This window comes from Flavobacterium caseinilyticum, from assembly GCF_004349085.1.
In the GTDB taxonomy this organism is placed as follows: domain Bacteria; phylum Bacteroidota; class Bacteroidia; order Flavobacteriales; family Flavobacteriaceae; genus Flavobacterium; species Flavobacterium caseinilyticum.
Genome location: NZ_SMFM01000001.1, coordinates 924971 through 940106, shown reverse-complemented (window position 1 = coordinate 940106; position 15136 = coordinate 924971). Strand labels below are relative to the sequence as shown.

The 15136-nt window shown below is 34.8% G+C and carries 8 protein-coding genes; 2 read left to right on the top strand and 6 right to left on the bottom strand.

What is annotated here, in order from left to right:
* Positions 1-80 precede the first annotated feature (80 nt).
* The 3 genes from E0F89_RS04175 to E0F89_RS04165 all read right to left on the bottom strand — a co-directional run bounded on the left by E0F89_RS04175 (position 81) and on the right by E0F89_RS04165 (position 5641).
* Positions 81-2852 carry a bifunctional aconitate hydratase 2/2-methylisocitrate dehydratase gene (locus tag E0F89_RS04175; RefSeq protein WP_131908574.1) on the bottom strand — a complete coding sequence of 924 codons (2772 nt, stop codon included), beginning with the start codon at positions 2850-2852 and terminating at the stop codon, positions 81-83.
* A 330-nt stretch (positions 2853-3182) separates the two neighbouring features.
* On the bottom strand, positions 3183-4136 hold the full coding sequence (locus E0F89_RS04170; protein WP_131908573.1) for an AAA family ATPase: 954 nt from the start codon (positions 4134-4136) through the stop codon (positions 3183-3185).
* A 77-nt stretch (positions 4137-4213) separates the two neighbouring features.
* Positions 4214-5641, bottom strand: coding sequence for a peptidylprolyl isomerase (locus E0F89_RS04165; protein ID WP_131908572.1), 1428 nt, complete (start codon positions 5639-5641; stop codon positions 4214-4216).
* A gap of 787 nt (positions 5642-6428) precedes the next feature.
* Here E0F89_RS04165 and E0F89_RS04160 point away from each other — a divergent pair.
* Both E0F89_RS04160 and E0F89_RS04155 read left to right on the top strand, forming a co-directional pair.
* The gene (locus E0F89_RS04160; protein ID WP_131908571.1) at positions 6429-7868 is read left to right on the top strand and encodes an alpha-amylase; all 1440 of its coding nucleotides are present in this window, start codon (positions 6429-6431) and stop codon (positions 7866-7868) included.
* Positions 7869-8054: 186 nt separating this feature from the next.
* Positions 8055-9644, top strand: coding sequence for a peptide chain release factor 3 (locus E0F89_RS04155; RefSeq protein ID WP_131908667.1), 1590 nt, complete (start codon positions 8055-8057; stop codon positions 9642-9644).
* A gap of 84 nt (positions 9645-9728) precedes the next feature.
* On the opposite strand, the gene E0F89_RS04150 is transcribed toward E0F89_RS04155, so the two are convergent.
* The 3 genes from E0F89_RS04150 to rpoC all read right to left on the bottom strand — a co-directional run bounded on the left by E0F89_RS04150 (position 9729) and on the right by rpoC (position 15123).
* The gene (locus E0F89_RS04150) at positions 9729-10088 is read right to left on the bottom strand and encodes a hypothetical protein (RefSeq protein WP_131908570.1); all 360 of its coding nucleotides are present in this window, start codon (positions 10086-10088) and stop codon (positions 9729-9731) included.
* Positions 10089-10494: 406 nt separating this feature from the next.
* Complete coding sequence (locus E0F89_RS04145; protein WP_073354716.1) at positions 10495-10806, bottom strand: DUF3467 domain-containing protein; 312 nt, start codon at positions 10804-10806, stop codon at positions 10495-10497.
* A gap of 3 nt (positions 10807-10809) precedes the next feature.
* A complete protein-coding gene (gene rpoC, locus E0F89_RS04140) occupies positions 10810-15123 on the bottom strand; it encodes a DNA-directed RNA polymerase subunit beta' (RefSeq protein WP_131908569.1) in 4314 nt (1437 codons plus the stop codon).
* Between the last annotated feature and the right edge of the window lie 13 nt (positions 15124-15136).

Below are 15136 nucleotides of genomic sequence, written 5' to 3'. Positions count from 1 at the left end.
CAGAAGACCTATTAAAATAAAAAAAGCCTAAGTCTGTTGAAAGACTCAAGCTTTTTGATATAATTAACAAAAATCAGTTGTTATCTAACCAATAACTTATGAGATGGTGCAAACTGCGTTAGATTTATACCTTTTACTGCAGCTTTGTATTCGTCAAGAGTTGGAGTTCTTCCTAAAATTGTAGACAATACAACAACTGGTGTTGATGAAAGTAGTGATTCTCCTTTTTTACCTTCTGTATCTTCAACAACTCTTCCTTGGAAAAGACGCGTGGATGTTGCCATTACAGTATCTCCTTTTTCTGCTTTTTCTTGGTTACCCATACATAAATTACAGCCTGGACGCTCAAGATATAGTATATTTTCATATCCTGTACGTGCTACGCCTTTAGGAGCATTATCATCAAATTCAAAACCAGAATACTTTTGTAAAACTTCCCAGTCTCCTTCAGCTTTAAGTTCATCTACAATATTATATGTAGGAGGCGCCACGACAAGCGGTGCTTTAAACTCTACTTTACCATATTGCTCATCTATGTTTTTTAGCATCTGAGAAAGAATCTTCAAATCGCCTTTGTGCACCATACAAGATCCTACAAAACCAAGATCTACTTTTTTCACACCGCCATAAAAAGAAAGCGGTCTAATAGTATCGTGCGTATAACGCTTAGAAACATCTGCGTTATTCACATCAGGATCTGCAATCATAGGTTCAGCAACGATATCTAAATCGATTACAACTTCAGCAAAATATTTTGCATTAGCATCAGGAGTCAAAGCTGGTTTTTCACCTGATTGGATTGCTGCAATTCTATTATTAGCGATAGCGATTAATCCTTTTAAGACTTGCTTCTCATTATCCATTCCTTTATCAATCATGATCTGAATTCTTCCTTTTGCGATCTCTAATGATTCAATTAAAGTATCATCCTCAGAAATACAAATAGAAGCTTTCGCTTTCATCTCTGCTGTCCAATCTGTAAAGGTAAAGGCTTGATCAGCTGTAAGTGTCCCTAAATGAACCTCAATAATTCGTCCTTGGAATACATTCTCTCCACCAAATTGCTTCAACATTTGAGATTGTGTAGCATGAACAACATCACGGAAATCCATATATTGTTTCATATCACCTTTGAAGGTAACTTTTACTGACTCCGGAATTGGCATTGAAGCCTCACCTGTAGCTAATGCTAGTGCCACCGTTCCTGAATCAGCTCCAAAAGCAACCCCTTTAGACATTCTTGTATGAGAGTCACCGCCAATAATAATCGCCCACTCATCAACAGTAATATCATTAAGAACTTTGTGGATTACATCTGTCATTGCATGGTAGCTCCCTTTAGGGTCACGAGCAGTAATCAAACCAAAATCATTCATGAACTTCATCAATCTTGGAATGTTTGCTTTAGACTTATTATCCCAAACTGATGCCGTATGACAACCTGATTGGTATGCACCATCAACAATTGGAGAAATCACAGTAGCAGCCATAGACTCTAATTCCTGAGAAGTCATCAAACCAGTCGTATCTTGTGATCCTACGATATTTACCGTAACACGCACATCGGAACCTGCGTGTAAAACTTTACCCGGAGTTGAACCAACTGCATTTTTATTAAATATTTTTTCTACAGCCGTAAGACCTTGTCCTTCAATAGAAACCTCTTTTGACGGAGCAAATACCGGTACGATATCAATTCCTAAAGTCTTTGAAGCAAAAGTTTGTAGTTTTTTTCCAAATACAATAGCGTAAGACCCACCAGCTTTAATAAATTCCATTTTCTGAGGTGTAAATGCCTTAGAAATATCAATTAATTCTTTATCGCCGTTGTAAAGTTTTTTTGTTTTTGTATTAATAGTCAGTACTGTTCCAGTTGCAACAGAATAAACTTCTTCCAGAATAGGCTCACCGTTTTCATTACGCAGAACCGCTCCATAAGCATCTGTTTTCTTTACCCAGTTTTGAAGATCAAGACCAATACCACCAGTAACGTCAACAGTAGTAAGGAAAATTGGAGAAATACCATTAGTTCCGGCAACAATTGGAGCTATGTTTATGAATGGAACATAAGGACTTGCTTTTCTACCTGTCCAAAGCGCCACATTATTCACTCCTGACATTCTTGAAGAACCTACACCCATAGTTCCTTTTTCAGCAATCAACATTACCGATTTGTCTGGGTGTTGTGCTTGCAATGCTTTAATTTCATCTTGAGCTTCAGGCGAAATCAAACATTTTCCATGTAGTTCACGATCGGAACGTGAATGCGCTTGGTTCCCCGGAGAAAGTAAATCTGTCGAAATATCTCCTTCACCAGCAACATAAGTAACAACCTTAATTTCCTCAACTACCTCTGGCAACTTCGTAAAGAATTCTGCCTTAGCGTAACTCACTAGAATATCTTTTGCAATCTCATTACCGCTTTTAAATGCCGCCTCTAAGCGATCAGTATCAGCCTCATAAAGATAGACTTGTGTTTTTAATACTTCTGCTGCTGCTTTAGCAATTGTAATATCATTCCCTAAAGCTAAGTCCAGCAAAACTTTGATTGATGGCCCACCTTTCATGTGCGACAACAACTCTAATGCAAATGCTGGTGTTATTTCATTCACAACTGACTCACCAAGAACAATCTCCTTCAAAAAAGAAGCTTTCACGCCAGCTGCTGGTGTTGTACCAGGAACAGTATTGTAAATAAAAAAAGAAATTGAATCTTCGCGATTTGCGTTATCTGAATCTTTAATTTGAGTGATGATATCGCTTAATAAATCAGCGTTATCAATTGGCTTCGGGTTAAGTCCCTGAGTTTTTCTATCTTCGATTTCCTTTAGATAATCGTTATAAATGTTCATAGTAAATTGTTTTCAATGTTAAAGGCTAATTATTTTAACTTACTCAAAATTACAAGCCATAATAGCTGTATTTTTATTCACGACGCAAATTTAGCTCTTTAAGATGATATTTGAAAAAATTTAATAGATGTGGTTTTTTGAAATGATATTATTACTATATACTGATTTTTACCCTTTAAAATTGATGAATTTTAAAAAATTTAACACTAAACTGATTAATCGATAATTAATTAATTATATTCTAACGATTATCAAATTAGAAAAACCATCAGAACTAAGAAAACGTTGTAGTTACTGCCGAAAATCAAGATCAGAGCACCAAAAAAAAAGTTATACCAATCTAGCAATAATCATTTCTTCGGTAATTCCTTCGGCATCAGCTTTATAATTTTTTATGATTCTGTGTCGTAAAATACCTGTTGCAACCGCTTTGACATCCTCGATATCCGGTGAAAATTTACCATTGAAAGCAGCGTTTGCTTTGGCAGCTAAAATTAAATTTTGAGATGCTCTTGGTCCTGCTCCCCAATCCAGATAATTTTTGACAAATTCATTTGACAATGGATTATCAGGTCTGGTTTTGCTCACCAAAGTCACGGCATATTCTATAACATTATCCGCTACAGGAATCCTGCGGATGAGTTGCTGAAAATCAATAATTTCTTGAGCAGTAAATAGAGGGTTTACAGTATTGTTCAAATCCGATGTAGTGCGTTTAACTACCTGCACTTCCTCAGCGAAAGACGGATATTCCAGCTTTATAGCAAACATAAAACGGTCTAACTGCGCTTCAGGCAACGGATAAGTACCTTCTTGCTCAATAGGATTTTGGGTTGCTAAAACAAAGTAAGGCAAATCCAATTTATAGTTCTCGCCAGCAATGGTTATGGAACGTTCCTGCATAGCTTCCAACAAAGCGGCCTGTGTTTTTGGAGGCGTTCTGTTTATCTCGTCTGCCAAAATGATATTCGAAAAAACAGGCCCTTTTATAAATTTGAAGTGACGGTTTTCATCTAATATTTCACTTCCAAGAATATCCGAAGGCATCAAATCAGGTGTAAACTGAATTCTTTTGAAATCGAGCCCTAGTGCTTGCGCGAGCGTATTTACCATCAGTGTTTTTGCAAGTCCGGGAACTCCTACCAATAATGCGTGACCGCCAGAAAAGATGCAGAGCAAGATTTGATTTACAACGTCATCCTGGCCAACAATGATTTTTGCGATTTCGGTTTTTAACTCATTCCTTTTTTGAACCAAGTTATTTATTGCTGCTACGTCAGACATTTAGAAAGGTATTTAAATTAAAAAGAGTTAGCGATATGAATTCATAAAGCTAACTCTTTTTATTTATTTTATAAAAATTATTTTTTCAACCAATTGTTTGTGAAGTTACAATCTCTGTATTCTCCGATGATTTTAATGTACGTTTCTTTGATTTTCTCATCAAACCATTTTCCAATGGCAGTAATACGTTTTTTCTCTAAAGCCAGATCTTTAATTTTAATGTAATCTTTCCCGTAATCAGCCGTGTGCTCGTTTATTCTATTGGTTACTGTAATTAATTTGTATTTTTTCTTACCTTGAACATCTTCCATTAATGGCGCGGTAATTTCTCCTTCTTTCAAATTGGAAATCTGAGCGTATAAAGTAGGATCCATTTTTGTTAATTCAAAACGAGTATCCTGTGTTTGCGGGTTTATTAAAGCTCCGCCATTTGCTCGTGTTTCTTTCTCATCCGATTGCGTTCTTGCTGCTTCCGCAAAAGTGATTTCCTTATCCTCAATCTTCTTTTTAATAATACTAATTTTTTCTCTGGCTTCAATTAGCGACTCTTCAGAAACGCCAGGAGTCAATAATATATGACGTAATTCAATTTCCTGACCTTTTATTTTCTCCACATAAATAATATGAAAACCGAAATCTGTTTCAAATGGTGCTGATATTTCTCCTTCGGCAAGACTAAAAGCAACATCTTTGAATTCTTTTACGAACGGCGTTCTGCGATTCATTTGATAATAACCGCCATTTGAACTAGATCCGGGGTCTTGCGAATACAGAACTGCTTTTGTTGAAAAACTAGATCCTTCTTCTGCTTCTTTTTTAAATTCATTTAATTTGTCTATTACCTTTTTCTTTTCAGCATCAGAAACTTTAGGAGTAATTACGATTTGAGCTACTTCCATTTCGGCACCAAAAAAAGGAAGCTCGTCAACAGCTATGGTTTTAAAAAAATTACGTACTTCTTCCGGTGTAATTTCTACACCGTCTATAATCTTCTTTTGCATCTCGGAGGCCAGTTTACCTTCTTTTAAGATGTCAGAAAAATAAGTTCTAAATTCTTCTTCAGAATCCTTTTTATAGAATTTCACCACATTTTCCATAGAGCCAATTTTCTCTATCAAAAAGCTCAAGCGCTCTTCCATCATACCTTTTATCTCGGCATCTGTTACTACAATACTGTCTTGAATAGCCTGATGTGCATATAATTTATCTTCCAATAATTTACCTAACATTTGGCAACGTGTAACATCCTTTACGGAACCACCGTCCCTGGTAATTTCAACAAAAGACTTGTCAATATCTGAATCTAAAATAATGTAGTCTCCTACAGTAGCGATTACGCCGTCAATTTTTTGTTTCCCCGTAGATTGCACTTTTTTTGCAGGAGTAATTACCGAGTCTTTAATAATTTCCTGTGCACTCGCAATAATACTTGTAAAAAGCAGTAGAAAAAAAGTAAGCGCAATTTTATTATTAATGGATCTCATTTGTATCTTATTTATTGTCATTATTCTAATTTATATTTATCGTAAAATATACTTGTTCTATTTTCATTAAACCTTTTGATAGCCGCCAGAATAATTTCGGCAAATATACACTTTAACAATCAACAACTGAATTGAAATTTTACAATACAATTCTTAAGTATTCTTTAAATTTAAAACGAACAAAAATAGCAATTCAATTAGATAATACAAGTTTCCTAACTACTATTAACAAAAAATTATAAACGCTTTTATGTATCAGTTGGTTCCGTTTGTAAACCATGAATAAACTGAACGTTAGCAAAAAAAAATACTATAAACGCGGATTGTATTCAGTGAAATCTAAAGTGACGATATTCGTCCTACTTGTTTTCTCTTATTTGTCAACTTTGATTAACTGCAAATATTTGTAATCACCGCACTTATTTCATTTCGTAAAAAAATCTGAAAATTACAAAGAGCTTCCCATTTTTACAGTTAAAAATTCCGAAACACAGCTATTAAAATTCTAGTTTTTAAAACGCTATTTAAAAAGTTGTGAACACTACAACGTTTTCGTGATTCATTAAAAAAAATCTAATGTGGATGCTGTACTAATTTGTATAAATTAGCTAAAAAGTTGCCATTTTATATAAAATATTAATTTAAAAATAAATTTATACTATTTTTTTATGCTATTAATTTTGATTTTAATAAAAAAATATTTCTGAAATAACTTTAAAATTCTTTACACACTAAAAATAGAAACTAATCATTTCAATCATAATTATTATTCCCAAAATCTAATTAATTAACCTAAAATACCACATTTATGAAAAAACAAAATTTTAAAATTTGCTTATTAACCGCTTTACTCGTTGGCTTGTACTCGTGTAACTCAAATGATGATCTTGTAACCAATTCAACAGAAGCGGCTGCACAATTTAAAGTCATAAACGTCACTAATCACGATGGACGTCCTTTCAGTACAGGAAAACAATCAAATACAACAGGCCGATATGTTGCAAATCCTGGCGGTGGCGTGATGATGCAAGCTTTTTACTGGGATGTCCCAGCGGGCGGAACTTGGTGGAATACGGTCAACGCCAAAATAACTGCTTGGTCAAATGTTGGTATTGGTTCCATTTGGCTTCCTCCGGTTTCAAAAGCTCAAAATGGACCATTTTCTATGGGTTATGATCCTACTGATTATTTCGACTTTGGAAATTACAATCAAAATGGTACAGTCGAAACCAGATTTGGTTCCCGCACAGAGTTGGAAAGTTTAATTACAAAGGTACATTCTGAGAACATGCAGGTTTACGCTGATATGGTATTAAATCACAACAGTGGCGGACAATTAGAAAGCAATCCATTTACAGGGACCCAAACGTATACTAATTTTACCGGTGTTGCTTCTGGAAAATTCAAGAGAACAAGTGCTGATTTTTATAAAAATTCTTATGGAAATAATGATGAAGGGGCTTTTGGAGGATTTCCTGATTTAGCTCATGTCGTTCCAAATGTCCAAGACTGGCTTTGGAAAAGAACAGACGGCGTAGGTAAATATTATAAAAATACGATGAAATTTGATGGCTGGAGATTTGATTACGTAAAAGGTTTTGCTCCTTGGGTGATCAAAGACTGGAATGCAAATGTTGGTGGTTTTTCGGTGGGTGAATTGTGGGATTCTAACGTCAACATACTTAATGATTGGGCGAATAATGCCAATAGTTCTGTTTTTGATTTTGCCTGTTATTACAAAATGAATGATGCCTTCGACGGAAATAATCTGAATATTTTGAACGATGACATGATGTGGAAACGAAATCCGTACAAAGCGGTTACATTCGTTGCCAACCATGACACCGATGAAATTTGGAAAAAAGAATTAGCATACGCTTACATTTTGACTCATGAAGGGTATCCAACTATTTTTTACCGTGATTATGAGGAATGGTTAAACAAAACAAAAATGAACAACCTTATTTGGATTCACAATAATAAAGCTACCGGAAACACCTCAATTTTATACACCGACACAGATGAATATATTGCTCGTAGAAACGGCTACAACGGAAATCCTGGTTTATTGGTTTACATTAACAATTCCTCAACGTGGCAAGAAAGATGGATTCAGACGAATTGGGTTAATGCTCAGATTAAAGATTTCACTGGAAATTCGACTTGGTTACCAACAACCCAAGGCGATAAATGGGTTAAAATTCAATGTCCTCCAAACGGCTATTCAATTTGGTCGATCAATATGTAACATAACAATTCCCTCAAGGCTGTCTGAAAAGACGGCCTTTTTTTATCAATTATAAATTTTCTTTATTTCTATATTAAATCAAAATCATATGAATTATAGCTTCAAAACCCACCTACTCCATTTAGACTCTACTATTTTTTTAATTGGCATTTATAAATAGTACTTTTGCAAACTATTTATACAAATATGGGCTTTTTAGAAGAAATACAACGCAGAAGAACTTTCGGGATTATCTCACATCCCGATGCCGGAAAAACAACACTTACTGAGAAACTCCTCCTTTTTGGTGGTGCGATTCAAGAAGCAGGTGCCGTAAAAAACAATAAAATCAAGAAAGGCGCAACGAGTGACTTTATGGAAATTGAACGCCAGAGAGGAATTTCGGTTTCTACTTCGGTTTTAGCGTTTAATTATAAAGATAAAAAAATAAATATTCTCGATACTCCTGGACACAAGGATTTTGCCGAAGATACTTTTAGAACCTTAACTGCTGTTGATAGTGTTATCGTTGTAATTGATGTTGCCAAAGGTGTTGAGGAACAAACGGAAAAATTAGTAGCTGTTTGTAGGTTGCGTAAAATTCCGATTATCGTATTTATCAATAAATTAGACCGAGAAGGAAAAGACGCTTTTGACTTGATGGATGAAGTAGAACAAAAACTAGGTTTAACCGTTACTCCGCTAAGTTTCCCAATTGGAATGGGTTATGATTTTCAGGGAATTTATAATCTTTGGGAACAAAACATCAACTTATTTAGTGGTGACAGCCGCAAAAATATTGAAGAGACAATTGCTTTCTCTGATGTTCAAAATCCAGAATTGGAGAAAATCATCGGTCAAAAACCTGCTGACAGATTGCGTGAAGAATTAGAACTGATAGACGAAGTCTATCCAAAATTTGATCGTCAGGATTATTTAGACGGAAAACTGCAACCTGTATTTTTTGGTTCCGCATTGAATAATTTTGGAGTTAGAGAATTACTGGATTGTTTTGTTGAAATTGCTCCATCACCAAGACCTAAAGATTCAGAAACACGATTAGTAGATCCCAAAGAGGAAAAAATGACCGGATTTGTTTTTAAAATCCATGCCAATATGGATCCAAAACACAGAGACCGTCTGGCTTTTATAAAAATTGTATCCGGAACTTTCGAAAGAAACAAACCGTATTATCACGTTCGCCAAAAGAAGAATTTAAAATTCTCCAGTCCGAATGCTTTTTTTGCTGAAAAGAAAGAAATTGTAGATATTTCCTATCCTGGTGATATTGTTGGTTTACATGACACTGGAAATTTCAAAATTGGTGATACGTTAACCGAAGGAGAAATCATGAGTTTCAAAGGAATTCCAAGTTTCTCGCCAGAACATTTCCGATACATAAATAATGCTGATCCAATGAAAGCCAAACAACTGGACAAAGGAATTGATCAGTTGATGGACGAAGGTGTAGCGCAGCTATTTACACTGGAAATGAACAACAGAAAAATCATTGGAACAGTTGGTGCGCTTCAGTATGAGGTAATCCAATATCGTTTAGAACATGAATATGGCGCAAAATGTACCTATGAAAACTTTCCCGTACACAAAGCATGTTGGGTAAAACCAAATGATCCAAAAAGCGAAGAGTTTAAAGAGTTTAGAAGGATCAAACAAAAATTCTTGGCGCATGACAAATATGGACAATTGGTGTTTCTAGCTGATTCTGACTTTACGATTCAAATGACACAAAATAAATATCCAAATGTGAAATTATTCTTTACTTCGGAATTTGAATAAAAATTTGAACTTTCAAAATATCAAAAAAAAAACGCTAATTTAAAAATTAGCGTTTTTTTTATGTCGTATAAAAGTGGATTTATATTAAGCGACCATACTTTCCAAATTCACTGCTTTTTTCAAAAAAGCTTTAATTAACAAACGATTTGGAGCTGTACCTGAAGTAATAACTTGTTTTTTGGTATTAGTTCCTTCTATAGATATCGTAGTGTTTGGATCTTGCTTAGAACCCATAAACCACAACACGAAGTTCATAGTATTTGAAGAAGAAGCTGCTGAAACATTATCTTGTTTAGTAGTAGCAGTAACTTCAATTGTATTCACATCTGCTACATTTTTTGTAGTTTGAGCAAAAGTAGAGGTACTAGACACTAAGATAAAAACAAATAACAAGAAGCTATTGAATGCGACTTTTTTATTTGCTTTTAAAGAAAAATATTTCATAACAATTCGATTTTATAACTTAAATAGAAGTTATTTTTCTATTTCAAAAACGAAAGTATATCATTTGTGAGCGAGCTAAAAATATTTCCGATGAAGCGCCATAATACTCGTTTAAAGAACAAATTTGTTGTCTACTCTGAACATTTAATGATGAGTTAATGTTTATGAGCTCCATAAACACCTAACCTTAAAGTTTTACGATATTGGTAGTATCTAAACAGTAATAAAGAAAACCTGAAAAACAAAGTATATTTTATAGACTCAAATTTGATTTGTAGAACTCTAAAAATCATTGCGAGTCACTGTAAATCTCTAATTTAAAAATTATAAAAACACTAACAACTCGTATAATTTGAAAGTTGCTTAAAAATAAAAAAGGCTCCATTTCTGGAGCCTTTTAAGAATATTATGCTTGTCCCGCAGGACCAAAATTAAGCGGAATTGGTGCTTGTTCAGTGTCTTTTATTTCGCCATGAGCGACTTCAAAACGGTGAATATTTTCTCCAATTGCTTTTAGCAATCTTTTAGCATGTTGCGGCGTCAAGACAATTCTTGATTTCACTTTGGCTTTAGGAATACCCGGCATGATGCTTACAAAATCTAAAACAAATTCTGATGAAGAGTGATTTATTATTGCCAAATTGGAATAAATTCCTTCTGCAATTTTTTCGTCTAACTCAATATTAATCTGCTCTTGTTGTTGATTAGAATTACTCATATCTTAATAAATATATTCTTCTTTGTTAGCCATCATGTCATTGTAATCTTCTTTCGAACCTACAATTGTGTTATCATATTCTCTCATACCCGTTCCGGCAGGAATTCTATGTCCAACAATTACATTTTCTTTCAATCCTTCTAAGTAATCGATTTTACCTGCAACAGCAGCTTCGTTCAATACTTTAGTAGTTTCTTGGAAAGATGCAGCAGAGATAAACGATTTCGTTTGAAGCGATGCTCTTGTAATACCTTGTAAAACTGGTGTCGCTGTTGCTGTAACAACATCACGAGCCACAACAAGATTTTTATCTGTACGTTTCAATAAAGAGTTTTCATCACGCAACTCACGAGGCGTAATAATTTGTCCTTCTTTTAAGGCACTAGAATCTCCAGCATCTTCAACTACTTTCATACCATATAATTTATCATTTTGAACGATAAAATCTTTAGTGTGAATCAATTGATCTTCTAAGAATAAAGTATCACCTGGATCTTGTACTCTTACTTTACGCATCATTTGACGTATTACTACTTCAAAGTGTTTGTCGTTAATTTTTACCCCTTGTAAACGGTATACTTCTTGAATTTCATTCACCAAATACTGTTGAACAGCCGCTGGTCCTTGGATTCTTAAAATATCATCCGGAGTAATTGCTCCATCAGATAAAGGTACACCTGCTCTAACGAAGTCATTTTCCTGAACTAGAATTTGGCTTGATAATTTAACCAAGTATTTTCTAATATCACCAAATTTAGATTCGATAACAATCTCACGGTTACCTCTTTTGATTTTTCCAAAAGAAACAACACCATCAATCTCAGAAACAACAGCTGGGTTTGAAGGATTACGAGCTTCTAACAACTCTGTAATTCTTGGTAAACCTCCAGTAATATCTCCTGATTTAGAAGAACGACGTGGAATTTTTACCAATACTTTACCCGCTTTAATTTTCTCACCGTTTTCAACCATCAAGTGGGCTCCAACTGGTAAGTTATAAGAACGAATCAATTCATTGTCTTTACCGTAAACCAATAAAGTTGGAATTAATTTTTTAGCTCTGGATTCAGAAATTACTTTTTCCTGGAAACCAGTTTGCTCATCAATTTCAACGATAAATGATTGTCCTTGCTCTAATTCTTCGTAAGCAATTTTACCGGTAAATTCAGAAACGATAACTCCATTATATGGATCCCATTTACAAATCACATCTCCTTTAACTACAGACTGTCCGTCTTTAACGAAGATACTTGAACCGTAAGGAATATTATTAGTACTTAATAAGATACCAGTTCTTTCATCAATTAATTTCAATTCAGTAGAACGAGATACTACAATATCAACTGCATTGCCTTCACTGTCTTCTCCTTTAACTGTTTTTAAATCTTCAATTTCAAGTTTACCATTAAATTTGGTAATGATACTTGATTCTTCAGAAATACCACCCGCAACCCCACCAACGTGGAATGTACGTAATGTCAACTGTGTTCCAGGCTCTCCAATAGATTGTGCTGCAATTACACCAACTGCTTCACCTCTTTGAGTCATTTTACCAGTAGCTAAATTTCTACCGTAACATTTTGCACAAATACCTTTCAACGCTTCACAAGTTAACGGAGAACGAACTTCAACTTTCTCGATAGGAGAAGCATCAATTGCTTTCATTATAACTTCTGTGATTTGCTCTCCGGAACGAATTATAATTTCACTGTTTAAAGGATTAACTAGATCTTGTAAAACTACACGTCCTAAAATTCTTTCTCCTAACGTTTCAACTATTTCCTCATTCTTTTTCAATGCTGATACTTCAACACCTCTAAGTGTACCACAATCATCGATATTAACGATAACATCTTGAGATACATCATGCAATCTTCTTGTTAAATATCCTGCATCGGCAGTTTTCAAAGCCGTATCCGCAAGACCTTTACGCGCACCGTGAGTAGAAATAAAGTACTCAAGGATCGAAAGACCTTCTTTAAAGTTAGAAAGAATCGGGTTTTCAATAATTTCACCACCACCAGCAGTCGATTTTTTAGGCTTAGCCATCAAACCACGCATACCGGTTAACTGACGAATTTGTTCTTTGGAACCCCTTGCTCCAGAATCAAGCATCATATACACTGAGTTGAAACCTTGTTGGTCTTCTCTAATGTTTTTCATTGCTAACTCTGTCAATTGAGCATTTGCTGAAGTCCATACATCAATAACTTGGTTGTAACGTTCGTTATTGGTAATAAGACCCATGTTATAATTAGCAGAAATACCATGAACTTGTTCTCTGGCGTCTGCAATTAATTTAGGTTTTTGATCTGGAATTCTAATATCCCCAAGAGAGAATGACAATCCGCCTTTGAAGGCAAATTTGTAACCCATGTCTTTCATATTATCCAAGAAAGCCGCAGTTGTAGGTACATCAGTCGCGCTTAAAACGTGTCCGATAATATCTCTAAGGTTTTTCTTAGTCAATACATCATTGATATATCCAGCTGCCTCCGGTACTACTTCATTAAATAATACACGACCAGCAGTAGTTTTAATGATTTGGTAAACCAAGTCACCTGCTTCATTAAAATGTTTTGCTCTAATCTTTACAGAAGCATTCAATTCTAATCTACCTTCATTCAAAGCAATATTCACTTCTTCAGCAGAATAAAAAGTGATTCCTTCTCCTAAAATCTTAAGCTCAGGAGTTGATAAACGTTCTTTGGTCATATAATATAGACCCAAAACCATATCCTGAGAAGGTACCGTAATTGGAGCACCATTTGCAGGATTCAGAATATTGTGAGAACCCAACATTAATAGTTGCGCTTCCAAAATAGCTTCTGGTCCTAACGGCAAGTGAACCGCCATTTGATCCCCATCAAAATCCGCATTAAATGCAGTACAAACTAAAGGGTGCAATTGGATTGCTTTTCCTTCAATTAATTTTGGTTGGAATGCTTGGATACCTAATCTGTGCAAAGTAGGAGCACGATTTAGTAATATTGGGTGACCTTTAATTACATTTTCAAGGATATCCCAAACTACAGGCTCTTTCTTATCTATTATTTTCTTAGCTGATTTTACAGTTTTTACAATTCCTCTTTCTATCAATTTACGGATAACGAAAGGTTTGTATAATTCTGCTGCCATATCCTTAGGGATACCACACTCAGATAATTTCAATTCTGGTCCAACAACAATTACCGAACGAGCAGAATAATCCACACGTTTTCCTAGTAAGTTTTGACGGAAACGTCCTTGCTTACCTTTTAGGGAATCAGATAATGATTTTAATGGTCTGTTTGATTCTGTTTTTACTGCAGATGCTTTACGAGTATTATCGAAAAGTGAATCTACAGATTCCTGCAACATACGTTTTTCGTTTCTTAAGATAACTTCTGGAGCTTTAATCTCCATTAATCTCTTCAAACGGTTGTTACGTATAATTACACGACGGTATAAATCATTTAAATCTGAAGTTGCAAAACGACCTCCATCAAGTGGCACAAGCGGACGCAATTCTGGTGGAATAACTGGTACCACTTTCATAATCATCCATTCCGGACGATTCTCACGGTTCAAGTTAGACTCACGGAAAGATTCAACAACTTGTAATCTTTTTAACGCTTCAGTTTTACGTTGTTTAGACGTTTCATTGTTAGCATTATGTCTTAATTGGTAAGACAATTGATCTAAATCAATTCTTGCCAATAAATCCATAATACATTCTGCTCCCATTTTGGCAACAAATTTATTTGGATCAAAATCATCAAGATACTGATTGTCAGCAGGAAGTGTATCTAAAATATTTAAATATTCTTCTTCTGTCAAAAAGTCTAATCTTTGTAATGATTCTCCTTCTGCATTTTTAGCAATACCAGCTTGGATTACTACGTATCTTTCGTAGTAAATAATCATATCTAATTTCTTAGATGGAAGACCAAGTATGTAACCAATTTTGTTTGGAAGAGAACGGAAATACCAGATATGAGCAATTGGCACAACAAGATTGATGTGACCTACTCTGTCTCTACGTACTTTTTTCTCAGTAACTTCAACACCACAACGGTCACAGATGATCCCTTTGTAACGTATTCTTTTATATTTACCGCAAGCACATTCAAAATCTTTTACTGGTCCGAAAATACGTTCGCAGAAAAGACCATCACGCTCTGGTTTATGCGTTCTGTAGTTGATCGTTTCAGGTTTCAAGACTTCACCTCTTGATTCTTTCAAGATAGATTCAGGAGAAGCAAGTCCGATTGAGATCTTATTAAACCTTTTTACAGGGTTTTTATCTTTATTGGTATTATTTCTATTATTCATCATAGTTTTTACTATT

What these genes read in the sequence shown, in the direction of transcription:
- E0F89_RS04165 (WP_131908572.1), bottom strand. Translation starts at nt 5,641, where the DNA reads ATGACAATAAATAAGATACAAATGAGATCCATTAATAATAAAATTGCG.
- E0F89_RS04170 (WP_131908573.1), bottom strand. Translation starts at nt 4,136, where the DNA reads ATGTCTGACGTAGCAGCAATAAATAACTTGGTTCAAAAAAGGAATGAG.
- E0F89_RS04160 (WP_131908571.1), top strand. Translation starts at nt 6,429, where the DNA reads ATGAAAAAACAAAATTTTAAAATTTGCTTATTAACCGCTTTACTCGTT.
- E0F89_RS04155 (WP_131908667.1), top strand. Translation starts at nt 8,055, where the DNA reads ATGGGCTTTTTAGAAGAAATACAACGCAGAAGAACTTTCGGGATTATC.
- E0F89_RS04175 (WP_131908574.1), bottom strand. Translation starts at nt 2,852, where the DNA reads ATGAACATTTATAACGATTATCTAAAGGAAATCGAAGATAGAAAAACT.
- rpoC (WP_131908569.1), bottom strand. Translation starts at nt 15,123, where the DNA reads ATGATGAATAATAGAAATAATACCAATAAAGATAAAAACCCTGTAAAA.
- E0F89_RS04150 (WP_131908570.1), bottom strand. Translation starts at nt 10,088, where the DNA reads ATGAAATATTTTTCTTTAAAAGCAAATAAAAAAGTCGCATTCAATAGC.
- E0F89_RS04145 (WP_073354716.1), bottom strand. Translation starts at nt 10,806, where the DNA reads ATGAGTAATTCTAATCAACAACAAGAGCAGATTAATATTGAGTTAGAC.